This window comes from Actinomyces johnsonii, assembly GCF_006546835.1.
Taxonomy (GTDB): Bacteria; Actinomycetota; Actinomycetes; order Actinomycetales; family Actinomycetaceae; genus Actinomyces; species Actinomyces johnsonii.
Window position 1 is genome coordinate 188233 of record NZ_VICB01000013.1, and the last position, 25452, is coordinate 213684.

Here is a 25452-nt window from a genome sequence, read left to right on the forward strand (position 1 = left end):
GGCGGACGGTGCCTCGCCGCGCCGCCCGTCATGACACAATGCGGTCCATGGCACAGGTACGACAAGCTCTCTCCTCACTGTCCGGCTTTCCCGAGTGGCTCCCCGCGGGCCGCATCGTCGAGCAGCACTTCGTCGACATCCTGCGCCGCACCTTCGAGCTCCACGGATTCAGCGGTATCGAGACCCGCGCCGTCGAGCCGCTGGTCGAGCTCACGAAGAAGGGCGAGACCTCCAAGGAGGTCTACCTCCTCAACCGCCTGCAAGCCGACCCCGGCGAGTCCGAGGCCGATACGGACCCGCGCAAGCAGCTGGGCCTTCACTTCGACCTGACCGTCCCCTTCGCCCGCTACGTCGTCGACAACGCCGGGCTGCTCGCTTTTCCCTTCAAGCGCTACCAGATCCAGAAGGTTTGGCGCGGAGAGCGCCCCCAGGAGGGGCGTTTCCGCGAGTTCATCCAGGCCGACATCGATATCGTCGGCGACGGCTCCTTGCCGCTCTACCACGACGTCGAGGTCCCCCTCATCATGCACGAGGCACTCAGCGCCCTGCCGATCCCACCGGTCACCATCCACGTCTCCAACCGCAAGGTGGCCCAAGGCTTCTACCAGTCCATCGGCATCGGCTCCGACCTGCTCATCGAGGTCCTGCGCGTCGTCGACAAGCTCGACAAGATCGGGCCGGAGAAGGTGGCGGCCGAACTCACCTTGAGCGTCGGCGCGAGCGCGCAGCAGGCGGCACAGGCCCTCGGGCTCGCCGCCATCACCGGAACTGATGGACAGGACGTCTCTGACCAGGTTCTGCGGGCATTGGGCGGGGCCGAGCCCACCGGTCTCCTGGAGGAGGGCCTGACCGAGCTGACCGCCCTGCTGGAGGTCGCCGGTCGGCGCCGCCCCGGCGCCGTCATCGCCGACCTCAAGATCGCCCGCGGGCTGGACTACTACACCGGCACCGTCTACGAATCCTTCATGGCCGGCCATGAGGACCTCGGCTCGGTGTGCTCCGGCGGCCGCTACGACTCCCTGGCCACCAACGGCAAACGCACCTTCCCCGGCGTGGGCATCTCGATCGGCCTGTCGCGGCTCCTGGCCCGCGTCATCGGCGAGGGACTCGTGGAGATCAGCCGCCCCGTGCCCACGGTGGTGCTGGTGGCGGTCACCGACGAGGCCCACCGCTCCGCCTCCGACGCGATAGCCGACACGCTGCGAGCCCGCGGCATCAGTGCCGATGTCGCCCCCAGCGCAGCCAAGTTCGGCAAGCAGATCAAGGCCGCCGACAAGCGCTCCATCCCCTTCGTGTGGTTCCCGGGGGCCGACGGCGGGCCCGACTCGGTCAAGGACATCCGCTCCGGCGAACAAGTCGAGGCCGACGCCGCTGCCTGGCAGCCGCCGGGCGACGACGCCGCTCCACGGATCACGGCTCGCCTCAGCGGAGCCGACTCAGCCTCATGACCGGGAGCCGGGCCGAGTCCAGCAGCACCCAGAAGGTCCAGGAGACGACCAGAGCGCTGTCCGCGTTGCGAGACAGCCTGGCCGCCTTGTCGATGCCCTACGTCCTGCAGGGGACGGCGGCCGCCTCGGACAGGGCCACGCTCACCCGAGACCAGCTCGGCGACTACATCCTGCCGCGCCTGGCCAGCCTGGACGCGCCGCTGCTGGTCGTCGTCGGCGGCTCGACCGGAGCGGGCAAGTCGACCCTCGTCTCCTCGCTCGTGCGCCGGCACGTGGCCAGGGCATCTGCAATCCGCCCCACCACGCGCCGCCCCCTGCTGTTGCACGCGCCGACGGACGCCGCCTGGTTCGACACCGACCGGGTCCTGGGGTCCCTGTCGCGCCTGCGCGTGGACCCCGACGCTCCCGCGAGCCCGCCCACCGACCACACACCTAGGGAACTCGAGCTGCGCTCCTGCCAGGAGCTGCCCGAGGGACTGGCGATCGTGGACGCTCCCGACGTCGACTCCGTGGTCGAGGACAACCGGGACCTGGCCGCCACTCTCCTGGCGGGCGCAGACCTGTGGATCTTCGTCACCACGGCGGCGCGTTACGCCGACGCCATCCCCTGGGAGCACCTGCGTGCCGCGGCGCAGCGACACATCACGACCGCCATCGTCCTGGACCGGGTGCCGGCCGGTGCGGAGAGTGAGGTGGAGGCCGACCTGCGGCGCCGGCTCGCGGCCTCAGGGCTGGGGGAAGCCCCCGTCTTCGCCATCCCGGAAACGCCTCTGGACGACGACGGATTCCTGCCCGAGTCCTGCGTCTCCCCGGTGCGCCAATGGCTGGGGGCGTTGGCCTCCGACGCAGCGGCCCGCCAGGACATCGCCCACCGCAGCCTCACCGGCGCCATTGATGCCGTTCTGGCGCAGAGCGAACTGCTCGCCGTCGAGTTGGACTCCCAGGAGGCCGAGTACGCCGAGCTCCGCCGCGCCGCCACCTCCGAGCACGACGAAGCACTGGAGCGCGTCATCGAGGCCACCGAGGACGGCTCCATGCTGCACGGCGAGGTGCTGGCCCGCTGGCAGGAGTTCGTGGGAACCGGTGACCTCTTCCGGTCCTTGGAGGTCCAGGTCAGCCGGGTACGAGACCGCATCACCTCTCTTCTAAGGGGACGCCCGGCGCCGGCCAAGCGCGTCGAGCAGGCCATCGGCTCCTCCCTGGTCGAGCTCCTCGTCGCCGAGTCCCAACGGGCCTGCCTGGCCACAGAACGCTCCTGGCGACGCGCCGGCACATCCCAACAGGCCCTCAACCGTGCTCTGGCGGAGGTGCCCACCCAGACCGGTCTGGAGGTCATCGCCGCGGCTCTCGTCCACGACTGGCAACGAGAGGTGCTCACGCTCATCCGGACGGAGGGGGCCGACAAGCGGCTCACCGCCAGGCTGCTGTCCTTGGGGGTCAACGGCGCCGGCGTCGTCCTCATGATCCTCGTCTTCGCTCATACCGGCGGTCTGACCGGGGGAGAGGTGGGCATCGCAGGAGGTACCGCCATTCTGGCCCAACGCGTCCTGGAGGCCGTCTTCGGAGATCAGGCGATGCGCGGTATGACCAGGAGAGCCCGAGAGGACCTCACCAAGCGCGCCACCGCTTTGTTCGCCAACCAGGCGAAGTGCTTCACAGGCGCCCTTCCGGAACCGGCGCCCAGTGCGGATACGTTGCGAGAGCAGCTCCAGACCTGCCAGAAGGATGCGAGCGCCCTGCGTGCCACGGCCGTCCCCAGCCGTCGGCCCGCCGGGAGGAGGACTCGGTGACGACCGACCATGCCGACGCCCCCGGTCTTACTGCAATCCTCGAGGGGCTGGAGCAGGCCGTCGGCCTGGGCGAGCAGCTCGGCATGCATGCCGAGCTCGTTCGGGCCCGAGACGTCCTCGCACAGATCTCCCACCGCAGGCGCCTCGCGCCGGAGACCACAGTGGCGGCTCTTCTGGGCGCTACCGGATCGGGCAAGTCCAGCCTCACCAATGCCCTGACCGGCACCGAGGTGACCCGCACCGCTCGCATTCGCCCGACCACTACCCGGCCCATCGCCGTCGTGCCTGACACCGCCGCGGGGGCGACAGAGCTGCTGGACTGGCTCGCCATCGACCAGCGGGTGCGCGTCGATGGAAGCTGGGCGCCGGGCGAGGCCACCGTGCTGGTCGACCTGCCCGATATCGACTCCGACGAGCCCTCGCACCGAGCCATCGCGGAGCGCATGGCGGGTAAGGTCGACGTTCTGGTGTGGGTCCTCGATCCTGAAAAGTACGCCGATGGCGTCGTCCATCGCGACTTCCTCATCCCCATGGCTGCGCATGCCGAGGTCATGGTCGTCGCCCTCAATCAGGTGGACCGGCTCGATGCGGACAGCCGTGACGCCGTGGTGACGGATCTGAGGCGAATCCTTGACCGCGAGGGGCTAGGAAGCGCTTCGGTCGTGCCCGTCAGCGCCCGCACCGGCGAGGGCGTTGAGACTCTGGCACGCACCGTGGCCCAGGTGGCCTCTGATCGTCTGGCCAGCGCTCGTAGTCTTGCCGCCCATGCCCAGCGGGCCGCCAGGGAGCTGGCGGACCGGACGGGGCTGATGTCCTTGGCTCTTCCAACTGTCGGCGAGAGGCCACCTGAAGGGGGCCGGATTCGGCAAGATCGGCAGGATCAGCAGTCCCTGACCGCTCTCAGACGGGCGGCTGCGAGCGTCGCCGGCGTCGACCTCGTCGCGCGGGCCGTGGAAGAATCCGACCGGCACCGGGCGCACACCTGGGTGGGCTGGTTCTGGCTGCGGTGGATCGAGCACCTGCGACGCGACCCGTTGCGGGCGCTCCACCTTGGAATCGGGCGCCCGTCCTCCCCGGCGTCCGAAGGCGTCGACGATCCCGACTCCGGTCAAAGGCGGGGTACGCCGGACCTCGGCTCTCTTCCGCCGGCCGGACCCGCGGCAACCGGAAACCTGCGCAACACCGCCCACGTCTACGCCCTGACGGCCTGTTCCGGGCTGCCGGGAGACCTGGCGGCGCAAGCCGTTCTCCGCAGCGACGAGCGCGCCGAGAACCTCGCCGCCCCCTTGGAGCTGGCGGTGTCGGCGGTGGATTACGGAGCATGGATGCGCCCGGCTTGGTGGGCCGTGGCCAACCTGCTGCAGTGGGTGACCGCATTGACCGCGCTGATCGGTGGGCTGTGGCTGGTGGCGATCCACGTACTGGAGGACTATCTCCTCCTCATCAGCATCGACGTCCCCCGCTGGGGAAAAGTTCCCTGGCCCACCATCCTCCTGCTCGGCGGCCTGCTGATCGGGCTGGCGCTGGCCGGTCTGGGCTTGTTCCTGGCCCGTGTCCAGGCTGGGCACCACGGCAAGCAGGTCGCTCACCGCCTGCGCCGGGCCACCGATGAGGTCGTTGACACCGAGCTCGTCAAGCCGCTCAGGACCGAGACGTGCCGGTGGGCGCAGCTCGCGCAGATTCTGAACCGAATCACCTCGACCGACATCAGTTGACACCATTCTGCACCATCAGATCCCGCACTCAATGTCATGGTGGTGTCATAATGGCTAGACGGAATCAATCAATGATGTCAAAATGATGTCATGCATATGGATGCCTACATGGACACCTTGCGTCGGACCCTCATGGAGACCTCGTCCCTGGGCGATGAGCGCACCCAGGAGGTCGCTCGTTCTCTCACCGCCGCGTTCGACCCGGCTCTACGGCTCGTGGCCCTGCAGATGCTCACAGACATCGCCGACGAGCTCAACAGTGAGCTCGATGATGCGCACGTGGCCGTCGTCATGGATGGCTCGACGCCCCACCTCCTGGTGACTCAGGCTTCGCCATCCTCCGAGCCGGGTTCGAATCACCCGCAGATGCCGGATCATTCAGCCGGGACTCCGGTATCCGAGGACGTACAGGAGGGACCAGAAATTCGTACGACGCTGCGTCTGCCCGAGTCCCTCAAGCGGCAGGTCGATGCCGCGGCCCGAGCTCAGGGGCGCTCGGTCAACGCCTGGCTCGTGGAGGCGGCCCGGCGCTCACTGGCAGCAGAAGCGTCGCCGTCGGACGTCCGAGCCGCTGGGCGCGAAACCTCCGGTGGTGCGAACAGCCGCGATGATGCGGAAGACCCCTTCGGTCGACCCGTCGATCCAGAAGGACGGCGAGCCTCGGGGTGGACGCTCAGGGGGTGGTTCGGCTGAGCCGCACCGCCTGCGTCGCCGCGTCATCGATCCGCCCCGAGTCCACTCACCCGTCTGCCGCCGCCTCCATCTCAGTGCGGCCCATTGACCCCAACCGAGCCTGAGGAGACCACCCATGCCGATCTGGACCTTCGATCTTCCCAAGAACACTCAGCCCGGTCTCGTCCTGGACCTGTCCTCCCTGAGTGTGGTGACTGCTCCCGGAACAGGGCACACGATCACCGTTGAGGCCGACGAGCTTCTCGAGCCCCTCCTGGACGTCACCGCCGACGGTGCGATCGTGACTGTCCGGCAGATCGCGCTCGTGGGGCGCGATCGATTCGTGGGACTCTGGCCATGGGGCCCGAAAGGCTCTCGGTTACGGGTGACGGTGCCGGAAGGTGCGCGCCTCGACGCCCGGATCGACGCCGGCTCGATCAACGCCGAACACCCTTGGGACCAGGTGCAGGTGCACGCCTCAGCGGGATCGATCCGACTGGGTGACTGCAAGAGTGCCCAGGTCCACGCCGACGCCGGCTCCATCGTCATCGGGGCGCTCCATGACGGCAGTGTGCGGGCCCGGGCGGGCTCGGTGCGCATCCGGTCGACCACCGGCACAGTCTCGGCCTATACGGAGGCCGGCTCGGTCAAGGTTATCGAGGCGTATGAAGGATTCCTGGACCTGTCCAGTCAGCTGGGAACCGTGTCAGTGGGAGTCCCCCAGGGCACCGCGGTCCTGGCCGACTGCCGTTCTGAGTTCGGTCAGGCGACGACCGATCTGCCTCGCCAGGACCACCCCGAGGCGCTCGAGCGACGCCTCGAGCTGCGTGCTCGTGCCCAGATGGGGACCGTCCGGGTTCGTCGAGCCTGAAAGGTGCGAACGCCGATCCGGTCCCCGTCCAGCGCTCGAGCGGATCACCGAGGCCGACGGCGGAGCCGGCCGGTGCGCCTGGCCCACAGCCCCAGGCCCGCCGCCAGGACGATGGCGTTCGGAATAATGCCCACCACCGGGGAGACCAGCAGTCCCCAGCCCGGCGTGATCGGCAGTCCGCCCAAGCTGACGGGGATCTGACTGAGGTTCGCGATCGAGTGCGCGATGAGACCCGGCCAGATACTGCCACTGAGGATCCGAAGCTCGGTGAACAAGGGGGCCCAGCAGATCGTGACGGGAACTGCGATGAGGGCGTAGATGAGCGGAGGGACGTCTAAGACCGAGCGAAGGAGCGACTCGTCCAGGAACCACAGGTAGTAGGGCAGGTGCCACACGCCCCACACGACTCCGACGACGAGCCAGACTGCAGGGTCGGGCAGCCGCCGACGCAGGAGCGCGGGAGTGAGGTAGCCGCGCCAAGCGCCCTCCTCCGCGACGTTCTTGAGCACGGTCCCCGGCACGTTTGCGGCCACCGCGCTCCCGAAGGCCCCCAGTCCGGCGGGGCTAAGCACCCCCGCCGCCCAGCCGACGGCGATGGCGACGACGAAGGACAGCGGGAAGACGCTGATCGCCACGCCATAGGCCCGCAGCCTGCCTGGAAGCCACGAGACGGCGTAGGAACGGCGCAGCGACGGGTCGCTCAGAGCCAGGACGGTGCCGGTCAGGATCGGTGTCATGATCCATACGAGAGACCCCTGTCCCCGCAGGGAGTGGGCGTCGCCCAGGGCGTCGTCGACGAGGAGCCCGATCCAGCCGGAGCCGAGGACGATGACACTGAAAACGACGAGACGGGTCAAGGAGCTCGCGGCGGGTGCGCCGCCGGATGGAGGTGCATCACTCATACTCATATGGTGCAATACGAGTATTGGACTACGCAACCATATGGCGTTGATCGTCTCCTCAGTGACCGTCCTCATCAGCGGTCTCGGTTTCCTCAGCGGCTTTCGACCGTGTCCTGGCGGTGTCGGTGGCAACAGCTCGCCGGGTCTGGCGGACCCACTCCAGCTGGGTCTTTGTGCCGTCGATCCCGTAACGAAGGACTGCGGCCTTCATAGTGGTGTCGAGATCCACCACGTCGGCGTCGCCGAAGTCGATCGCCTCCAGTTCCTCCAGCTCCCGGCTGAGCCTCTTCTCGGCCTCGGATAGGAGCGCATCGACTCTCTCATGACCCAGTCGAGCTGCGAAGAAGATGCGTGCCAGCAGGGGATCCTTAACCGTATTGGGCTCGAGTGGGCTCATCAGCCAGGCATCGAGCTCAGCGCGTCCCGACTCCGTCAGGCTGTGCACCCGCCGATCCGGTCGGCCGCTCTGAGGGATGACTCGCGTCGATATTGCGCCGTCAGCCTCAAGGCGGTCGAGGGTGCGATAGATCTGGGACTGGTCGGCGTACCAGAAGTAAACGACCGAGCTGTTGAAAGCTCGGTTGAGGTCATAGCCGCTCTGCGGTTGACGGGACAGCAGCCCAAGGATGGCGTGTCTGAGTCTCATGTGCTCACAGTATGCGAAGACGATCCCGCAGCGCCGATCGCCTCGCGTGACCTGCTGCGATGATGGGTGGGGCGGCAACGTATGTTGCCGCCCCACCCATTGTGTCAGTGAGCCGCCGGGGACTCAGCGGTCGCCGCGCCCCCCACGGAAGCCGCCCCGGTTGCCGCCGAAGCGGTTCTGGTTGCGCTCGCCATAGCCTCGGCCGCTTCCACGGTCACTGCCTCGGTCACCCCGGTAGCCATCGCGGCCGTAGCCACGGCCGCGATGGTCCTCGCGGCCCCGGAAGCCGTCCCGGTCACCCCGGCGCTCGTCCCACCGGCGGTTGTCGCGGTGGTCCCCGCGGTCCGAGCGGTCGTAACCGCCCCTGCCGCCGCGCCCGTCACGATCCTTCCAGCCACGCTCACCGTCATCACGGCGCGGCCGGAAGCCATGCTCACCGCGGTCGTCCCAGTCGCGCCGCTTGGGACGACGTTCCCCACCGTTGGGACCGGACCAACCGTGGCCCGGTCCCTCGTCCGGACGGATGCGCAGCTCACGGCCTGAGAACGTCGCCCTGCCCATGACGGAGAGCTGCTCGGGGCTCAGGTCGGCGTAGATGGTGACAAGAGAGAAGGACTGAAGGATGTCGATCTTGCCGATGTCGGAGCCCTCGATACCTCCCTCGTTGGCCAGGGCACCGACGATCGCGCCGGGAAGGACCCGGTCTCGGTGGCCCACTTCGATGCGGTAGACAGTTCCTGGGCCTTCGTGCTCGCGGCGCCCGGAACGCATGGCCGAACGACGTCCCTCGCCCCGGTCCCCACGATCACCGCGACGGTTCTTCTCGCGCCCGCCCTCGAAGGAGGCCGACAGGAAGGTCCCCTCGGAGTCGAGGTTCTCCTCGCGACGTGCGCGCTGGGGGCGGTCGCCGCCCCGGTCCTCGCGCCTGCGCGGTCCCTCGTCGCCCACGGCAAGGGCCAGAAGTGTGGCCGCCAGCTCCTCGGCGTCGATGTCCAGCTCCCGGGCGGAGTCGCTGACCAGCGGCAGGTACATGTCTAGGCGGCCGCGCTCGTGCCGGGCGGCGGCCTTGGACAGCAGCTTGCGTGCCCGGTGCTCGGAGACGTCAGCGGGGGAGGGCAGGGTGATCTCCTCCAGCCGGCTGCCGGTGAGGCGCTCGATCTGGCGGAGCTTGCCCTTCTCCTTGGGGGTCAGGAAGGTGACGGCCTCGCCGTGGCGGCCGGCGCGGCCCGTGCGGCCGATGCGGTGGACGTAGGCCTCGGCCTCGCGGGGCACGTCGAAGTTGACGACCAGGCCGATACGGTCCACGTCCAGCCCTCGGGCGGCCACATCCGTGGCCACGAGCACGTCGAGGGTGCCAGCGCGAAGGCGCTCCACCAGGCGCTCGCGCTCACGCTGAGGCACGTCGCCGGAAATCGCGGCGGCCTGGATGCCCCGACCCGCCAGCTCGATGGCGACGTCCTCGGCCGTGGACTTGGTGCGCACGAACACGATGGCGGCCTCGGCATCGGTGACGGCCAGGACCCGGGAGACGGCGCCGATCTTATGGCGGAAGGGAACCACCGCGTAGGTCTGGTGGACGGTGGCGACGGTGGAGGCGGGCCTGGAGACCTCGACCTGGACAGGCTCGTGGAGGTGCTGGCGGGCCACGGCCTGGATGGCCGGAGGCATCGTGGCCGAGAACAGGGCGGTGCGCCGCTCTGTGGGAAGGGACTCCGCAATCGTCTCCACGTCCTCGGCGAAGCCCATGCGCAGCATCTCGTCGGCCTCGTCCAGGACGAAGTAGCGTACGTCGTCGAGCTGGAGGGCGCCCTTGTCGATGAGGTCGATGACGCGTCCGGGGGTGCCGACGACGACTTGGGCGCCGCTCTTGAGCGCGCCGATCTGGGGACCGTAGGGGGCGCCGCCGTAGACGGCCACCACGTCCAGCCCACGGGAGCGGGAGGCCATGTCGGTGATGGCCTCGGCGCTCTGGAGGGCGAGCTCGCGGGTGGGAGCCAGTACGAGGGCCTGGACCACGCCGTCACGGGAGTCGACGGCGTCCAGGAGCGGCAGCCCGAAGGCTGCCGTCTTGCCGGTTCCGGTCTGGGCGACGCCGACTACGTCACGGCCGGCCAGCAGGACCGGAATCGCCTCTTTCTGAATGGCGGTGGGGGTTACGAAGCCCATATCGGTGACGGCCTTGAGCAGGTCACCGGGAAGACCCAGGTCGGCGAAGGTGATCTCGTCGTCCTGCTGGCCGCCTGACACCTCGCGCTTGTCCTTGCCGCGTGGGGTCCTGGCGTTCTCGTCGTTGTCGCGCTGGCCGTCATCGGAATCAACGTCGGAGTCGACGAAGGGGGCGTGGCCGTCGACTTCGTCCTCTTCGATGTCGACGCCGTCGTCCTCTTCGGAGTCGTCGGCCTCGTCCTCGGGGTCCGCCTCGGGCAAGTTCCGGTCGACGTCGTCGGCCTCGTCCTCGTGATCGACGTCCTCAGGGTCTTCAGGGGAGTCGGAGGATGCGGGGGTGGCGAAGTCCTCCGGGGAGGAGGCCGCGTCATCGGAGTGGTGCGGCGCGGCAACGGCGTCGCCGTTGCCACCGGCTGCGTCGGCCGGTCGGCCGCCGGAGAGCTCGGCGGAGAAGAGCGCGTCAAGACTCAGGGGCCTGTTGCTCTGAGTGTCGTCGGAAGCGCTGGGCACAGTGCTGCTGGAGGAGGTAGTCATGAAGTTTTCCCATATCTGTCCCCTTGAAGTAACTGGGGACCGCGGCGGAGTGTGGGGGAGGACCCTTTGTCCTCCACTCTTTGCCGTACCTGGCCCACCACACTCGCCCAGCACCCGGAAGTGGCCGGGTGACTCATGGGCTAACACGCACAGACTCACGGGAAGCACTTGCCGCACACCAGGTGCTGCAAGACCCGAACGGGGTCAACAGGGAACGGTTCGCTCCTGGGGCCAGGCTACGGGAGAATCGCAGCGTCATCCCCCTCCACGAGCTGGATCACAGGTGAGGTCGGTCTCGTGAGACTCTCAACGCCCCAGTAGGCCGAGGATCTGACGGCGCAGCTCGCGGAACTCATCGGCCGACTCGTCGTGCTGGGGCACCTTGATGTCGGCGACGATATGCGCGGGCCGCTCGGATAGGACGATCACCCGACCGGCCAGACGCAGTGCCTCATCGACATCATGGGTGACCAGGACGGCCGTGAAGCGCTGGGAGTCCCAGAGCCTGGCGATCTCATCCTGGAGCTGGAGGCGGGTCAGGGCGTCGAGCTTGCCTAGGGGCTCGTCCAGGAGGAAGAGCCGGGGCCGGTTGACCAGTGCCCGCGCTAGCGAGGCCCGCTGGGCCATGCCCCCCGAGAGCGTGGCGGGGTAGGCCTCGGCGAAGTCCCGCAGTCCTACGATCTGCAGGGCCGCCTCCACCCGGCGCCGGTCCTGTTCCAGTCGGTGTCTCGCCTCGGGGCCCAGGGCGACATTGTCGCGCACCGTCCTCCAGGGCAGGAGTGTGGCGTCCTGGAAGGCCAGGGCGCGCAGCGGTGACGGCCCGGTCACGGGTTCGGAGTCGACTTCGACGACGCCCTCGACAGGTTCCTCCAGCCCGGCCAGCAGGCGCAGGATCGTCGACTTGCCGCAGCCGGAGGGACCCACCAGTGAGACGAACTCTCCGGGCGCCACCGTCAGATCGATGTCATCGAGCACGGGGAGCTGATCGGGCTTCGCGGCCTCGGCCTCGTGGCGGGCTCTGGCGGCGGGGGACAGACGGCGAAGCAGGAAGTGGAGCCAGCCATGGTCCAGGTCGCGGGACAGAGGATAGCGGTGCGTGACGCCCTTGAGAGCCACCTGCGCGCCGCGGGGGACGGACGGGGCCGCTGCCTGTGGCGAGCCTTCAGCTGTTGCAAAACCGGCGGACATCGGTTCACCACCTCACAAGGTTCTGCTGCCATGCCAGCAGCGAGGAGCGGATCTTGAACAGGAGGACCATGAGCGTGCGGCAGAAGGCCACCAGGATGATGAGGCCCACATACATCCTGGGATAGTCTGCCCAGCCCTTGACCCAGTTGATGTACCAGGCCAGCCCCTTGTCGACGCCGGTCAGCTCGGCAGTCATAAGCGCTGCGAGTGATGTGCCCAGGCCCGTGAACAGGCCGGTGAGCATGTCGGGCAGGGCCGATGGCACGGCCACCCGCCTGATGAGGAAGAACTCGTCGGCTCCCAGTGTGCGGGCCATGTCGATGTAGTCGCGGCGTACGGAGCGCACGCCTGCACGGGTCATGGTCGCCATGGGGAACCAGGCGCCGAAGCCGACGATGAAGGCCGCTGAAGCGTATGTCGTCGGAAGCAGTAGCAGCGCCAGAGGCAGGAGCGAGGCCGCGGGTACGGGCCCGACGGTCTGGAGGAGCGGGTGGAGCCAATAGTCGGCGCGTTTCGACCAGCCCATGAGCAGTCCTGTGAGGAAGCCCAGCAAAGACCCCACCGTGTACCCGATGGCGAAGAGCAGCGCCGAGGCTCCCAGACAGCTGAGCAGCAGCCTCCAGTCGTGTGCGAAAGAGGCGATGAGCACCTCCGGTGCGGCGAAGTACGGAGGCGTAAGAATTCCGAGCTTCGAGGTTGACAGCTGCCAGACGATGAACCATGCGCCGGCGGCGGTGATCCAGGGCAGGAAATGCGTCAACGACTTCGCCGCAAAGGAGCCTGGCCTGATTCGTGAGGCCGCGGTCCACCCGATCAGAATTATGATCCATGCGCCGGTAAGGAGAATGACCGGAGTGGTCGATGCCCGGCGGAGCAGGTCGGCCTCCGGAAGACCGATGACGATGGCCAGGTAGGCCGGCCACAAGAACAGTGCTATGGCGCTCAGAAGAGAACCCGGGGCGGGTCGATCGTGTTTCGATACGCCGCGCTCAGGCTGAGAGGAGCTCTGTTCCCGCTGTTTCTCGCCGGAGATTTCGGTTGGTGCGCCGAGGGACGTTGCGGACATTATCAATCAGTCCTTGATACCGAGATCAGCGACGACGGCGTTGGTCAGACTCTGGGCGGAGACGTCGGCCTTGATGAAACCGGTCGTCTTGAACTTCTCAATACCGGGCTCGATCGCGGCACGGAACCTGGACGCCGAGGCCTTGAAACCGTATGTCTTGAGCACCCGCACGACGACGTCCTGATCTGCGGCGACGTAGTTGTTGTCGACCTCGAGCTTGGCGATCTCCTCGATGTGATCGGGCACGTAGGCCGAGCCCTTCAACCACGCCTGCGTCAGCGCCTTGGCCCTTTCGGGCTGTTTCTTCACGAAGTCTCCGTTGAGGGCTACGGAGCAGCAGAACTCCTCGGCGTCGTTGTTGGCCAGCTCTCGGGCCGTGCCATTGAAGACGGGGAGCAGCGGCGCGGGATCGGATCCCATGATGGCGTCCACCTGCCCGTCTGCCAGGGAGGTCCCCAAGGAATCCGCATCAACCGTGCGCCAGGTGATGTCGCCCCCGTCCGGGTCGACGTTGATACCGGCCTCGGACAGTCCGATCGCGAAGTAGGCGAAGGCAGACGAGGACAGCGATGGTACGCCGATCGTGGAGCCCTTGAGATCAGCCAGGCTCTGATAGGGGGAGTCGTTGTTCACCACCAGACGCAGGCAGCCGGCATGAAGCCCCGCAGTGAGCTTGGCGTTGAGCCCGTTGTAGATTGGTTCCAGCCAGGAGAAGAAGATTCCCGGTGCGCCGATGTATTTGCCGGCGCCCACGCCGTCCTTGGTGTCCTCGGTCTGCTGGGTGCGTGCGAGTGTGATCTTCAGCCCGGCATCATCGAAGAAGCCCTGGTGGTAGGCGGCGTACAGCGGTGCGGCGCAGATGTCGCCGCCGATGACCAGCGGCAGCGCCTCATGGGCGCCGACCACGCCTTGGTTGGTGCGCCGAATCGTCAGGTACGCGCCGGTGCCGACCACTGCAGCAGCCGCAAGACTTCCAACCGTCAGCAGCGTCCGCCGCGACGGCTTGCTGCGACCAGATGAGTCTGCCGCGGAGATGCTGGGATCGTCGTCGGCGGCGAGGATCTCCGCCGCGTTGTCAGCAGTAACCTCGTTGTCCCCAGGAGACTCAGCACCCGACGGGGATGAGGCGGAGGAGGGAGAGGGAACGGTCTTCGACATGGTGTCTCCTACGGAGGGGATATAGAACCGAATAGGTGTGAAAGCAGCGTCGTTGAGAGACGAGATTCGGCCGCCGTCGCGGCGATTACCTGCGGGAAAGACAAATAAGACGAAAAAGGGTGATGAATCCTCGCGCGGTCTTCAGATCATCCGGTCACGGAACTCTGAGGGACGGTCGCGCATAACCCGTCAAGGGCCCGCAAGAATGAGAGACCGGAAGCGAGGCCCGACTGCACATCGCGCCGCCAGCTCCGAAGTGGTCGCCCCTTACCGAGAAGTCACCGCGTTTCCCGGGCGGCACATTAGATGAACAATCAACAAGGCCGACAACAACAGCACATTCGCGTACCACACATGGCCGCGAGCGCCTGTGCGCCGGGGGCGGTGGTGGTCGTCAGAGCGATGTGCGTCATGAGCACCACCCTACGCCATATCAGCCGGAAGAATGCAAGTTCGTTTCTTCTCCTCGGCGGTCCGTCTCGATCGGTCTGTGCCTCGTGGGGGTGGGACGGGGGTCCGATATGGTCTCTGGTGTGAGCGGAACCCGACCTGACGATGTTCTGGTGCAGCGGACCCGGTGGCGGGAGCTGGCCCCCACCCCTCTGGGCCCGGATGGGAGTCTGATTCGCTCGACTCCGGCATGGTGGCCGTCCCATCCCGACGATGACGCCCTGGCGGCCGCTGCGGCTCGCGGCACCCCCGTCCTGGGGGAGTCCCGTATCGTTGCGGGTGTCGAGATGCGCGAGGTGACCTTCCTGTGGTGCGACGACCAGCGGCATGGTCCCGCGCCCAGCGTTCTCATCCATCTCAACACGCTGACCGACAATCATCGCACTCACATCGCCCCGGCGCTCGCCGTCCGAGTTGCCGGGACCAGCTGGTGGGTGCACCACCTCCTCCTGCCTCAGGACGCTCTCCTGGGATACCGGATCGTTGTGACCCGCGAGCCGTTGCCCGACGACGCCGGGACCCGGCGGGAGCGCTGGAAGCATGTTCACGAGCAAGGGCGCCCAGATCCCTTCAATCCCGATCGCCTGCACGATGGTTTCGGCTTCGTCTCCTCCCTGTGGGAGGGACCGGGCGCCGCCACCCACCCGGAATGGTCGGCTGCGGCGCGCCCCGGGGACGACTCGGCGTTCAATGGCGGCGGGTACGCCGGCAGTACAGAGCTCGGTGGTGCTGCTGCGCTCGAGGGCTTCGACGCCCCCGGTGATTCTTCGCGACGCATCACCCTGTGGCTGCAGGAGCCCGTCGGCGGCGGACAGCGCGGGGAAAAGGCCGAGAAGAAGCGCGGATTGCTGGTTCTGCTCGACGGAGAGATCTGGCGCCGCAACGACGTCGTCCGCCGTCTTGGTGCCAGGGCGGCGTCCTGGGACCTACTGCTCATCGACTCCGGAGACCTGTCCATGCGCACCCGTGACTTGGCGGATCCGCGCCGCAGCAGAGAGCTGCTGAGCAGGTGCCTGCAGGCGGCTCGAGTCGGCCGGCGGCCGTGGAGCCCGCGGCGGGTGGTGGTGGCCGGTCAATCCCTGGGGGGCGTGGCCGCAGCGGATCTCGTCACGCACCGGCCCGATATCGCCGGTCGCGCCATTGTCCAGTCGGCGTCCTTCTGGTTGGGGTCAGGCCGCCGGGGCGAGGGGGAGGGGGAGCTGCTTTCCTGGTTGCGAGGTAGGGCTGAGCTGAAGTCTGCTGAGCTGCTGGAGGCGCGACTGGTGGTTCAATGCGGCGTCCACGAGGGGGTCCTGCGTCAGGGGGCGCGCACGGCCGCGGGTCTTCTCGCGGCCGAGGGGGTTCTGCTCGAGTATCACGAGGAGCGCGGCGGTCACGACTACGCCTGGTGGCGGCACGGGCTGTCCTGGGGGCTCGACGCTCATGAGCAGGACCTCTCCTCAGGACATGGATAGCGGCGTCGAGGTGACCACAGTCTCACTCGTCTATAAAACAAGACAACGTCGCCAACGTTTGCCTGCCAGTCATTGCGCCACTGACCTCTGACGCGAGTCGGAGCGCTGCTGGCGCGCGCCCGTCGTCGTGCCCTGCCGGCCTGCACCCGGATCAGATCAACATGCCTGAGCAGGAGGAGCTCTGGCCGATCGTCTCAGGGGCCGTTCAACGCGAAATGCGCGTTGAACGGCCCCAGTCCTCTCCACAATAAAACCGTGACAGAAGTGAAACCTGAGCAACAGCATGATCACGTTACCCGATTTATCGTTACCAATGCAGGAGTTTTCGCAGTGATTCCGGAACTGATTGATCTCGCTCCGACCGATTGTCGGGTTACCGCCGTGTATACTTGATCCGGATTCGATGTCGCAGCCGATGTTTTCTGGAGATAGTGGATTCTTAGAGGGGAGTAGTCCGTCTATCATCGTTTGTGAAAGGCAGTCGTATCCGTTGACCGGTGCGTTCCTTTCCTCGTTGTCCTCGCCTACCGGCAGCGGATTGAACGAGTAAGTCCACCTCATCCCTGCTCACGAACGAGACCACTTGATGCACTACGCTCAGCGGCTGTTTGCGGCCCACCCCTCTACCATGCACGGTGCTCGCGCGATTCTTGCCGTCCTGACGGCCTTCGGCATTATTCTGTCCACCGCTGGCGTGGCTGCCATGCCCCTTCTGAACGAGGGCAAGGCCGTCGAGGAATCCGGGAACGGCGCGGCCTGCCGCCCTGCAGCCAGAATGGTCTACCCCGAGGGCCAGTCGGCGCCCGAGTACGTGGTGCCGGTCTATGAGACCGGGTTCGGTGTGGGGGTCGAGTCGATCCTGTCGGGCTGGTGCGCTACCGCCGGCGAGGTCCTGGAGGATCCTTCCATCACGCTCAACGTCGTCGAGGGAAAGACTGTCACTCCCCACCTGTTGCCGGGGCTCAAGGCCGAGCTCGAGCGCCCGGCTCCCGCCAACGGCGAGCAGGACGTCTTCATTCCGACCGAATACCTTGTCAAAGGAATGCGAGAGGCCACGGGCGACACGAGCTGGGACGTCGGCACGCGGGTCTTCAGCCTCACCTTTACCAGCGGAACGGTGAGTGCGACGACGGGCCTGTTCTCCTTCGTCAAGCAGGACCCCGACATCATCAATCCTCCTTCTCCGGAGCCCACGCCAGACCCCACGACCGAGCCCAGTGCTGAGCCTTCAACGGAGCCGACCACTGAGCCAACAACCGAGCCAACGACTAAGCCGACGACGGAACCGACCGCTCAGCCCACCACTGAGCCAACTGCCGCGCCGACCACCAAACCGACGACGGAACCAGTTCCGGAGCCGACGCAGGCCCCGAGCCCGTCGCCGACAGCGTCGCCCTCTGCGCAGCCGACGGCGACGCTCCCGCCGGACCCCACACCGACTCCGACGAACGCAACCTGCAAGGCGGCGCCGACCGTCACCGTTCTCAACCCCGATGGCTCGGACCTCAAGGGGGCTGAGCCCACCTACGATCCTGAGATCGCTGTCAGGGTCTCGGGCACGGGCTGGTGCTCACAGGGAACCGTGCTCGACGGTGAGAAGTCGGTCGAGATCAAGATGATGGCCCACGGTGGATACGCGGTTCCGGGAACCGTCTCGGTGCCCGTCACCTTCCGCAACGGTTCCTTCAATACTCAGTTCAGCCTGTCTGCGCTCTACGCCGCAGGGAAAGCTGAGAAGGGACGCTACTACCTTCAGATCTCATCCGTCGATACCGGGCTAACGGCCAGCACCAACGTCTTCGTCCTCAATACGCCGGTGACCCCGCAGCCGACCCCAACCCCTACAGCCAGTCCTACAGCTGAGCCCACGCCGTCTCCAACGTGGATGCCGACGGCAGAGCCCTCGGCATCCACGTCTGCTTCGCCGTCCCCGACGCCGTCGACCAGCCCGGCGCCCGCCCCCTCACCGGCTCCTTCCAACGAGCCGACATCAGAACCGTCCCCCGCTCCGTCTGTCCAGCCCTCAACCGCTCCGTCGGATCAGCGCACGCAGTCACCGGGCTCGGTGCAGACCTCGGGTCCCTCCGCAGCCACGCCACATGTGAACACCACCGACGGCCGTGATGAGGAGGACCCCGGCAGCCAGTCGGACGCAGAAGGTACCGGTAGGGGTTCCGGTGGAGGCGTTTCTGCCAACAGCGGGTCCCAGACGGATTCCTCGGCCGGCGGTATCCCGGCCGGGCCCGGCGCCGACCAGGGGCGGGCTCAGGACAGTGGGCGGGGCGGTGCCAGTGCTTCCTCCGGCTCGGACGACTCCGAGGCCCCGGCGCAGGCCTCAGCCGAAGCGACCGCCTCTGAGGACAGGACTGTCCGTCCTGACAGGGCCCCCGTATCTCCGGTGACCAGCGCGGCGCAGTTGAGCGCGGACAATGCCGGTTCCCTGTCCGGGTCCCGCCAGGGCAATATTGTCAACCTCGTCCTTCCCAGGGCCAAGGTCTCAGCGGGGGAGTGGGTCTCGGTATTCGTTTTCCCCGGAGCCACCACCAAGGGCTGGGTACAGGTCGACGGCGCCAACAGCGTCTCCATCGATATCTCGACATTCAAATCCGGATCCTACGAACTGGCGGTGGCCGATCGTGAGAACAGCCTTCTGGGGTGGGCCAAGCTGGAGATCACCTCGGCAGCCTTCGACACTCAGAACCCGGGCCAGGCCCAGCTTCTGACATTCCCGGACAAGGGCGCCCCCACCTCCATGAGCCTGAGTGCCAACGACATGCTCCTAGGAGGCGCCGGAGGACTGCTTGTCGTCGGCGCCGGCAGCCTGCTGGTCGCCGCGCGTTCAGGACTGCCTCTTCGCGCTCCGCGAGCCCCCCGGCTACCGCGCAGGCGCTGAGCAGGCGCTTCAGCAAGTTGTCAACGAAATCGTCAGGGGATCAGAACATGCAGCGGCACGAAGGAGGTGAGGGGCAGATGATCCGAATGCTCCGGCTCGTCCGGTTGGATCGGCGCACGTGGGCCGATCGACGTCGGATCGACGACCGCCGCCCGGCGGGCGCGCCACGCGTGCTCGTCGTCGTCTGCTCAGTCCTGCTCGCTTCCTTGGCGGCACTGATTCCCATGGGCCCCGTTGCCGAAGCGGACACCACGACAGGCCCCTCCACCAGGGGGACGGCCTCAACCGTCAGCCCATCGACAGTCGCCGTCGGGGGCACGATCATGTACACGATCTCGGGCTTCCCCAGCGGCGCAACGGTTCAGGTCCTCATCGACGACGGAACGCCGGGCGGCTCCCAGTCCCCGGAGAACGAGGTCGTCACCACCGTGACGGTCAAGGAGGACGGCACCGCCTCGGGATCCTTCGAGCTGCCCGATTACGTCGAGCAGGGCAACCACTGGCTGCGCTTCCGGGTCTCCGGAGCGCAGGGGGGCAACGCGGCGGACTACACCAACAAGAGTCCCTACTTCACTGTCTCGGGTGTCACAGTCATCGGAGGGGCCGCGCCCCCGACCGTTCCGGCGGCACCGACGCCGCCGCCCCACCAGGTGGCCGCAACGGGCGGATCGAAAGGTGCTAGTGCCTCGGGCATTCAGGCCGCCGGCCCAGGGGCGGAACCGGCCGGCTTTCCGATCATCGGCGCCTCCATCCTCGCGCTCAGCATGATCCTGGTCGTGCTCTCGGTGCTCGTAGCGGTCAACCGTCGCAGAATGGCCGCCTACCAGCGCCGTCGAGCCGTGGTCTGACGCAGGGCGAGTCACTGCGCGTGCGGTTGCTGCGGCGCCGCCTGACGCCCGAGTGCCGGGCTCCTTGTAAACTGCGGCCGGCGCCCACCCGTCTCGTGGTGCGCCCCGACGGGCACCGGTTCAGTGCCCCACACGGAAGGAACCCAGCACCGTGCTGCGAACCCGTACCGCAGGCTCCCTGCGCGCCTCAGACATCGGCCAGGTCGTCACCCTCACCGGATGGGTGGATCGACGCCGTGACCACGGCGGCGTGGCCTTCATCGACCTGCGGGACGCCTCGGGCATCGCCCAGGTCGTCATCCGCGAGGAGGTCGCCCACGACCTGCGCGCCGAGTACGTCCTGGCCGTCACCGGCGAGGTGAGCGCCCGGCCCGAGGGCAACGCCAACCCGAACCTGCCCACCGGCGATATCGAGGTGGTCGTCTCCGACGTCGAGATCCTCAACGCCTCTGCACCGCTGCCCTTCCAGGTCTCCGATCACGCCGAGGACGCCGGGCAGGTCGGGGAGGAGGCGCGCCTGCGCCACCGCTACCTCGACCTGAGGCGCAGCCCCATGCAGCACGCCATCCGGCTGCGCGCCAAGGTCAACCAGGCCGCCCGCAGGGTCCTGGACTCCCACGACTTCGTCGAGATCGAGACCCCGACCCTGACCCGATCCACCCCGGAAGGAGCCCGCGACTTCCTCGTGCCCGCCCGCCTGGCACCGGGCTCCTGGTACGCCCTGCCACAGAGCCCGCAGCTGTTCAAACAGCTCCTCATGGTCGCCGGCATGGAGCGCTACTACCAGATCGCCCGCTGCTACCGGGATGAGGACTTCCGCGCCGACCGCCAGCCCGAGTTCACCCAGCTCGACGTGGAGATGAGCTTCGTCGAGCAGGACGACGTCATCGCCGTCGCCGAGGACGTACTGCGCGAGGTGTGGGCCCTCATCGGCTACGACCTGCCCACGCCCATTACCCGCATGACCTATCGCGACGCCATGGAGAAGTACGGCTCGGACAAGCCCGACCTGCGCTTCGGCTGCGAGCTGGTGGACCTGACCGACTACTTCAAGGACACCACCTTCCGGGTCTTCCAGAACCCCTACGTAGGTGCCGTCGTCATGCCCGGCGGGGCCTCCCAGTCGCGGCGCACCTTCGACGCCTGGCAGGAGTGGGCCAAGCAGCGCGGCGCCAGGGGCCTGGCCTACGTCACCGTCGCCGAGGACGGGACCCTCGGCGGCCCCGTCGCCAAGAACATCACCGACGCCGAGCGGGCAGGCCTGGCCCAGGCCGCTGGAGCCGAGCCCGGTGACTGCATCTTCTTCGCCGCCGGTCCCGTGGATTCCTCGCGCGCTCTGCTGGGCGCCGCCCGTCTGGAGATCGGCAAGCGCTGCGGTTTCATCAACGATGACGAGTGGTCCTTCGTGTGGGTCGTGGACGCCCCCCTGTTCAAGCCCTCCGCCGAGGCCCGCGCCGACGGCGACGTGGCCCTGGGCAAGTCCGCCTGGACCGCCGTCCACCACGCCTTCACCTCGCCCAAACCGGAGTGTCTGGAGACCTTCGACACCGACCCGGGAGGCGCCCTGGCCTACGCCTACGACATCGTGTGCAACGGCAACGAGATCGGCGGCGGCTCTATCCGTATCCACCGCAGCGACGTCCAGGAGCGCGTCTTCAACGTCATGGGGATCGGTGAGCAGGAGGCCCAAGAGAAGTTCGGCTTCCTACTGGACGCCTTCAAGTTCGGCGCCCCGCCGCACGGCGGCATCGCCTTCGGCTGGGACCGCATCGTCTCCCTACTGACCAGGGCCGACTCCATCCGCGACGTCATCGCCTTCCCCAAGTCCGGCGGCGGCTTCGACCCGCTGACCGAGGCTCCTGCCCCGATCACGCCCGAGCAGCGCAAGGAAGCCGGGGTCGACGCCGTCCCGGACGACGAGTCCGGCTCTGCGGTGCAGGGCAAAGAGGACGGGATGAAGCAGAGCTGAGTTCGGAGGTCGCGTCGTCAGGTTAAGACTTGCGGATGGGGTGCTGATCCCGGCGTCGCGGATGCTCCCGGGGGCCTCGGCCCCCGGGAAGCACCGAACGCGACGACTTTCGCCTCAGGCCCAAGAAGACTTGCCCTCATCGGAATCGATGAACTCAGCCGGGACCGACGTGAGCACGGAGTTCGTGTGCGCTCTTCGCCTACACTCGATGAGGTGACGATGCTTGCGCTGCACGAGTGGGGCGCCTCGGCGGATCCGCCACTGCTCTTAGTCCACGGCCTGACTGAATCGGCTACCGCCTGGCCTGACGCTGTGGCCCGCTGGTCCTCCCGGTATCACGTCCTCGCGATCGATCAGCGGGGGCACGGGGCATCCCCGCGGTGGGATGACGAGACCCTGGCCCGGGCGCCGCAGACTATGCAAGAGGACCTTGAGAAGACGTTGGCCCTGTTCTCGGAGCCGCCGGTCGTCGTGGCGCACAGTCTGGGAGGGCTCGTGTCGCTGCGGGTGAGCGTCGCCTGGCCCGAGCTGGTTCGGGCACTGGTCCTGGAGGACGTCGCGCGTCCCACCGGGCACTGGGCCCCGGCCCCCTGGTTCGTGGAGCATCAGGAGCGGTTCCTGGACGCCTTCGCCGACGGCGGCGCGGCCGAGCGGGAACGTATGAGGCGCGAGACCTCATGGAGCGAATCCGAAATCGAGGGCTGGGCCGCGTGCAAGAGGCGGGTCGACCGCCGTTATATCCGCGAGGGCACCTATCTCGGCGAGGCCGACCTCGTCAGCGCGATCAACCGGCTGAGGATACCGACGCTCTACCTGGCACCCCGCCGCGGCGACATGGCTCCTGAACCCTCTGAAGTGACCAATCCGCTCGTGCGCCTGGTGCTGCTCGACGACGTCGGCCACTGCGTGCGGCGGGACGCCCCGGAGGCCTACCACGGGCTGGTCGATCCCTTCATCGAGGCGGTCTTCGCCGGCACCGGCCGGTGACTCGCTCGGTCAGCACAGTGCCCGTGGCCTGGTCCAGGGCCGCCAGGAGATGCGGGGCCGGGTCCTTGTCGGTGCGGGCCCCGCGCACGGCGGGGCACGTGAGACCGCTGCAGACTTACAGCCGGCCCAGGACGCAGGCGAAACCGCGATTGCCCGCGGCCCACTCCTCATCATTGGGACCGAGCGTGTTGATCGAGTAGCTGGTGGACAGGTCGAGTCCGTAGCGCTCGGCGTAGGTGCTGGTGCAGGTGACCTTGACCTGCGAGTCATCCGTTAGCGCCTCGGAGGCGCTGGAAGCGTTCGTGGTCGGGTCGAAGGTGCCACCGGCGAAGACGATCCAGTCGGCTTGGGAACAGTCGACCTGGCTCACGCTCGTGCCGCCCACGACTGAGGTGGCCCGGCTCAGACAGGTCCCCAGAGGCCAGGGCATGTCATCTGAGTAGGGGATGCCCTGAGCGTTGACCTGCGCGGGAGTAGGGGCGGGCGTCGCAGACGGCGAGGCCTTCTCGGGGCTGCGGGCATCTGGCCGAGCCGTGGCCGTGGCTTCGCCGCCGGCCCCCCGTTTCTCAAGGCTCTTGGCACTCGGGACGGTTGAGGCCGAGGCCCGCTGGGCGGTCCGGTTCGCCGAGGACGCCGACGGAACCAGGTTCGTACTCGCAAGGACGACGGCGGAAATGACGACGCCTGCTGTCACGCCGAGCGCCAGGAGCGCGAAGGCCCTGCCCGAGCGTCTTGCCTCGGAGGCCGGTACTGGGGCGGAGGCTGGAAGGGGCGTCCGCATCACTGCGGGAGGAACAGCGATCGCCGAGCGCGGGATATCGCCGACTTGGGCCAGCGCCTCGGCGAGCTCGTTGCCGTCGCGGTAGCGCTGCGCCGGGTCGGGGTGCAGCGCCCGGTCGAGGAGCGGGCGCAATGCCTCGGGGATACGCAGATCCGAGGTGTCCGCGGGCACGGACAGGCGGTTGATGATCTCCGGCAGACTCAGCGCCCCGCCGTCGGCAGTGCGACGAGGACCGCGTCCGGTGAGAAGCGTGAACAGAACAGCCCCCAACGACCATACGTCGCCGCCGGGTGAGGGCTCGGCCAGGGTGAAGGCCTCCGGTGGAGCGAAGTCCGGTGTCATCGTCTCCAGGGTGACGGAGGACTCGATGCCCTCGCGTTGGATGGCGGCAAGGCCGAAGTCGCTCAGGCGCGGGCTTCCGTAGGCGTCGATGAGGATGTTGCCGGGTTTGATGTCGCGGTGGAGGACCCCGGCTCGGTGAGCGGCCCCCAGGGCGGAAGAGACGGCCGAGACGATGCTGACGGCCTCGGCGGCGCTGAGTTCGCCGCTCTCCAGGACCTGGGCCAAGGAGCCTCCGTCGCAGCGTTCCATGACCAGGTAGGGACGCCCGTCTGGTAGGACTCCGGAGTCGATCAGCGAGACCACGTGCGGGTGCCCGCTGATGCGGCTGGCGGCCGCCATCTCCCGCATGAAGCGTCGACGGTTGCGTTCGTCGTGCAACGGCCGGGAGTCGATCTTGACGGCCACCGGACGGTGCAGCGAGATCTGCTCCCCGGCGTAGACGGTGGCGAAGCCTCCCTGCCCCAGCGGTTCTCCCAGACGGACACCGGGAACAGGCGGCGCGACGTGCGCAAAGGCGTCGGGAATGGGGAAGGGGCTACTCATGGGCTCATGATCGTTGCGAGGGTGCACCGGCGCAAACCTGTTCAGACCTGATCCTCATTTTCTCCGCCGCTCATCGCCGTCTGCCAGTATTCGTCCCGTTTTCGCTGCGGCACCGTGAAACCCGCGGTGGCCTTCTGCCGAAGAGCTTCCTCCGGCAGAAGGCCACCACAGCAGTACACCGCAAGCGGTGCGCGTACAGGGGCTACCGACTGAATCGACTAGGCGGCGTGCGTGCAGGTCGGGCAGGAGCAGTCCTCGCAGGTGCACGAGGAGCAGGAGTCCGAGCAGTGCTCGCACGAGCAGGTGTTGTGGTTGCAGGTCGGGCAGGAGCAGTCCTCGCACTCGCACACGGCGCAGGAGTCCGAGCAGTGCTCACACGAGCAGACGTCGCACTCGTCGTAATGGCCGTTGTCCTCGTGGTGGGCGTGACCGTTGTGGATGTAGTCCACGTGGTCGCCATGGATGACGGCGAGGTGGCCGCAATTCGGGCCGTGAGTGTGGCGGTGGGCCTCGGCGGGGCGGTGCTCAGTGGTGGCAGTCATGATCGTGCTCCTTCGTATGCTCAAGGGTGTCGATGAAGATCGATGCGACATGGTCGTCGATGAGGGAATAGCTCTGCCGCCTGCCGTCGCGGACTGACTCGACCAGGTGGGCGTCGCGCAGTACCCGCAAGTGATGAGAGACCAGGGGCTGGGACACGCCGAGGAACGCCACCAGCTCGGTGACGTCGGCCGGTGAGCTGATGAGGCGATAGACGATGCTCGCCCTCATGGGGTGAGCGAGAGCCTTGAACAGCTGCACCACGGCGGAGTCATCCCCGAGAGGAGCCTCCGGCGGCGTCGCGACCTTTCGCATACAGGAGATTTTATATCAATCTGTCTTGATGTCAATGCTCGGATGAGCGCGTCGTGCTGCCAGATCCGGAAAGAATGCGCTGGTCAGGTGCTGTGACAGCCCAGCCGTCCCAGAACTGGCAAACCGGCTTGGACGCCGCGTCCCAGTCGTTGAGAGCACGTACCGCAGCCGATC

19 protein-coding genes are annotated in these 25452 nt (G+C 67.5%); 10 read left to right on the forward strand and 9 right to left on the reverse strand.

Going from position 1 to position 25452, the window contains the following annotated elements; translation table 11 throughout:
• Positions 1-38 precede the first annotated feature (38 nt).
• The 5 genes from hisS to FK256_RS09110 all read left to right on the forward strand — a co-directional run bounded on the left by hisS (position 39) and on the right by FK256_RS09110 (position 6496).
• Positions 39-1448, forward strand: a complete 1410-nt coding sequence (gene hisS / locus FK256_RS09090; protein ID WP_141424533.1) for a histidine--tRNA ligase — start codon at positions 39-41, stop codon at positions 1446-1448.
• Entirely contained in the window at positions 1445-3238 is a 1794-nt protein-coding gene (locus FK256_RS09095; RefSeq protein ID WP_141424534.1) for a dynamin family protein, read from the forward strand. The genes hisS and FK256_RS09095 overlap by 4 nt, the downstream gene beginning before the upstream one ends.
• Positions 3235-4953 (forward strand): GTPase family protein, encoded by a 1719-nt coding sequence (locus FK256_RS09100; RefSeq protein WP_141424535.1) that lies wholly within the window; start codon positions 3235-3237, stop codon positions 4951-4953. Before FK256_RS09095 ends, FK256_RS09100 begins: the two co-directional genes overlap by 4 nt.
• Before the next feature lie 90 nt (positions 4954-5043).
• The gene (locus FK256_RS09105) at positions 5044-5646 is read left to right on the forward strand and encodes an Arc family DNA-binding protein (RefSeq protein ID WP_021607787.1); all 603 of its coding nucleotides are present in this window, start codon (positions 5044-5046) and stop codon (positions 5644-5646) included.
• A 115-nt stretch (positions 5647-5761) separates the two neighbouring features.
• On the forward strand, positions 5762-6496 hold the full coding sequence (locus FK256_RS09110; protein WP_141424536.1) for a DUF4097 family beta strand repeat-containing protein: 735 nt from the start codon (positions 5762-5764) through the stop codon (positions 6494-6496).
• A 44-nt stretch (positions 6497-6540) separates the two neighbouring features.
• Here the strand turns inward: FK256_RS09110 and FK256_RS09115 are convergent, their stop codons facing one another.
• From FK256_RS09115 to FK256_RS09140, 6 genes are all read right to left on the reverse strand, one after another.
• On the reverse strand, positions 6541-7398 hold the full coding sequence (locus FK256_RS09115; RefSeq protein WP_244936311.1) for a CPBP family glutamic-type intramembrane protease: 858 nt from the start codon (positions 7396-7398) through the stop codon (positions 6541-6543).
• A gap of 58 nt (positions 7399-7456) precedes the next feature.
• Positions 7457-8044 (reverse strand): PadR family transcriptional regulator, encoded by a 588-nt coding sequence (locus FK256_RS09120; RefSeq protein ID WP_021607790.1) that lies wholly within the window; start codon positions 8042-8044, stop codon positions 7457-7459.
• Between the two features lie 123 nt (positions 8045-8167).
• Positions 8168-10744 carry a DEAD/DEAH box helicase gene (locus tag FK256_RS09125; protein WP_141424538.1) on the reverse strand — a complete coding sequence of 859 codons (2577 nt, stop codon included), beginning with the start codon at positions 10742-10744 and terminating at the stop codon, positions 8168-8170.
• 306 nt (positions 10745-11050) lie between these two features.
• A complete protein-coding gene (locus tag FK256_RS09130; protein ID WP_021607792.1) occupies positions 11051-11932 on the reverse strand; it encodes an ABC transporter ATP-binding protein in 882 nt (293 codons plus the stop codon).
• Between the two features lie 4 nt (positions 11933-11936).
• Positions 11937-12998 carry an ABC transporter permease gene (locus tag FK256_RS09135; RefSeq protein ID WP_141424539.1) on the reverse strand — a complete coding sequence of 354 codons (1062 nt, stop codon included), beginning with the start codon at positions 12996-12998 and terminating at the stop codon, positions 11937-11939.
• Between the two features lie 6 nt (positions 12999-13004).
• Complete coding sequence (locus tag FK256_RS09140; protein WP_141424540.1) at positions 13005-14156, reverse strand: ABC transporter substrate-binding protein; 1152 nt, start codon at positions 14154-14156, stop codon at positions 13005-13007.
• A 533-nt stretch (positions 14157-14689) separates the two neighbouring features.
• Between FK256_RS09140 and FK256_RS09145 the strand changes: the two genes are divergently transcribed.
• The 5 genes from FK256_RS09145 to FK256_RS09165 all read left to right on the forward strand — a co-directional run bounded on the left by FK256_RS09145 (position 14690) and on the right by FK256_RS09165 (position 22757).
• A complete protein-coding gene (locus tag FK256_RS09145) occupies positions 14690-16060 on the forward strand; it encodes an enterochelin esterase domain-containing protein (RefSeq protein ID WP_309314050.1) in 1371 nt (456 codons plus the stop codon).
• A gap of 628 nt (positions 16061-16688) precedes the next feature.
• Entirely contained in the window at positions 16689-18953 is a 2265-nt protein-coding gene (locus tag FK256_RS09150; RefSeq protein ID WP_244936313.1) for a PT domain-containing protein, read from the forward strand.
• 77 nt (positions 18954-19030) lie between these two features.
• Complete coding sequence (locus FK256_RS09155; RefSeq protein WP_141424543.1) at positions 19031-19801, forward strand: DNA-directed RNA polymerase II; 771 nt, start codon at positions 19031-19033, stop codon at positions 19799-19801.
• A 151-nt stretch (positions 19802-19952) separates the two neighbouring features.
• The gene (aspS, locus tag FK256_RS09160; protein ID WP_039895055.1) at positions 19953-21770 is read left to right on the forward strand and encodes an aspartate--tRNA ligase; all 1818 of its coding nucleotides are present in this window, start codon (positions 19953-19955) and stop codon (positions 21768-21770) included.
• Between the two features lie 219 nt (positions 21771-21989).
• Positions 21990-22757, forward strand: a complete 768-nt coding sequence (locus FK256_RS09165; protein ID WP_141424643.1) for an alpha/beta fold hydrolase — start codon at positions 21990-21992, stop codon at positions 22755-22757.
• Between the two features lie 115 nt (positions 22758-22872).
• Here the strand turns inward: FK256_RS09165 and FK256_RS09175 are convergent, their stop codons facing one another.
• The 3 genes from FK256_RS09175 to FK256_RS09185 form a co-directional block, all read right to left on the reverse strand.
• Positions 22873-24423 carry a serine/threonine-protein kinase gene (locus FK256_RS09175; protein ID WP_141424544.1) on the reverse strand — a complete coding sequence of 517 codons (1551 nt, stop codon included), beginning with the start codon at positions 24421-24423 and terminating at the stop codon, positions 22873-22875.
• Positions 24424-24641: 218 nt separating this feature from the next.
• Positions 24642-24965 (reverse strand): hypothetical protein, encoded by a 324-nt coding sequence (locus tag FK256_RS09180; protein WP_009233030.1) that lies wholly within the window; start codon positions 24963-24965, stop codon positions 24642-24644.
• Positions 24949-25278 carry an ArsR/SmtB family transcription factor gene (locus FK256_RS09185; protein ID WP_009233029.1) on the reverse strand — a complete coding sequence of 110 codons (330 nt, stop codon included), beginning with the start codon at positions 25276-25278 and terminating at the stop codon, positions 24949-24951. The genes FK256_RS09180 and FK256_RS09185 overlap by 17 nt, the downstream gene beginning before the upstream one ends.
• Positions 25279-25452 lie beyond the last annotated feature (174 nt).

Coding starts and splice junctions, on each gene's coding strand:
- FK256_RS09130 (WP_021607792.1), bottom strand. CDS start 11,932: ATGTCCGCCGGTTTTGCAACAGCTGAAGGCTCGCCACAGGCAGCGGCC.
- FK256_RS09165 (WP_141424643.1), top strand. CDS start 21,990: ATGCTTGCGCTGCACGAGTGGGGCGCCTCGGCGGATCCGCCACTGCTC.
- FK256_RS09125 (WP_141424538.1), bottom strand. CDS start 10,744: ATGACTACCTCCTCCAGCAGCACTGTGCCCAGCGCTTCCGACGACACT.
- hisS (WP_141424533.1), top strand. CDS start 39: ATGCGGTCCATGGCACAGGTACGACAAGCTCTCTCCTCACTGTCCGGC.
- FK256_RS09110 (WP_141424536.1), top strand. CDS start 5,762: ATGCCGATCTGGACCTTCGATCTTCCCAAGAACACTCAGCCCGGTCTC.
- FK256_RS09155 (WP_141424543.1), top strand. CDS start 19,031: ATGATCCGAATGCTCCGGCTCGTCCGGTTGGATCGGCGCACGTGGGCC.
- FK256_RS09115 (WP_244936311.1), bottom strand. CDS start 7,398: ATGAGTGATGCACCTCCATCCGGCGGCGCACCCGCCGCGAGCTCCTTG.
- FK256_RS09185 (WP_009233029.1), bottom strand. CDS start 25,278: ATGCGAAAGGTCGCGACGCCGCCGGAGGCTCCTCTCGGGGATGACTCC.
- FK256_RS09150 (WP_244936313.1), top strand. CDS start 16,689: ATGCACGGTGCTCGCGCGATTCTTGCCGTCCTGACGGCCTTCGGCATT.
- FK256_RS09175 (WP_141424544.1), bottom strand. CDS start 24,423: ATGAGTAGCCCCTTCCCCATTCCCGACGCCTTTGCGCACGTCGCGCCG.
- FK256_RS09095 (WP_141424534.1), top strand. CDS start 1,445: ATGACCGGGAGCCGGGCCGAGTCCAGCAGCACCCAGAAGGTCCAGGAG.
- FK256_RS09120 (WP_021607790.1), bottom strand. CDS start 8,044: ATGAGACTCAGACACGCCATCCTTGGGCTGCTGTCCCGTCAACCGCAG.
- FK256_RS09135 (WP_141424539.1), bottom strand. CDS start 12,998: ATGTCCGCAACGTCCCTCGGCGCACCAACCGAAATCTCCGGCGAGAAA.
- FK256_RS09105 (WP_021607787.1), top strand. CDS start 5,044: ATGCATATGGATGCCTACATGGACACCTTGCGTCGGACCCTCATGGAG.
- FK256_RS09180 (WP_009233030.1), bottom strand. CDS start 24,965: ATGACTGCCACCACTGAGCACCGCCCCGCCGAGGCCCACCGCCACACT.
- FK256_RS09140 (WP_141424540.1), bottom strand. CDS start 14,156: ATGTCGAAGACCGTTCCCTCTCCCTCCTCCGCCTCATCCCCGTCGGGT.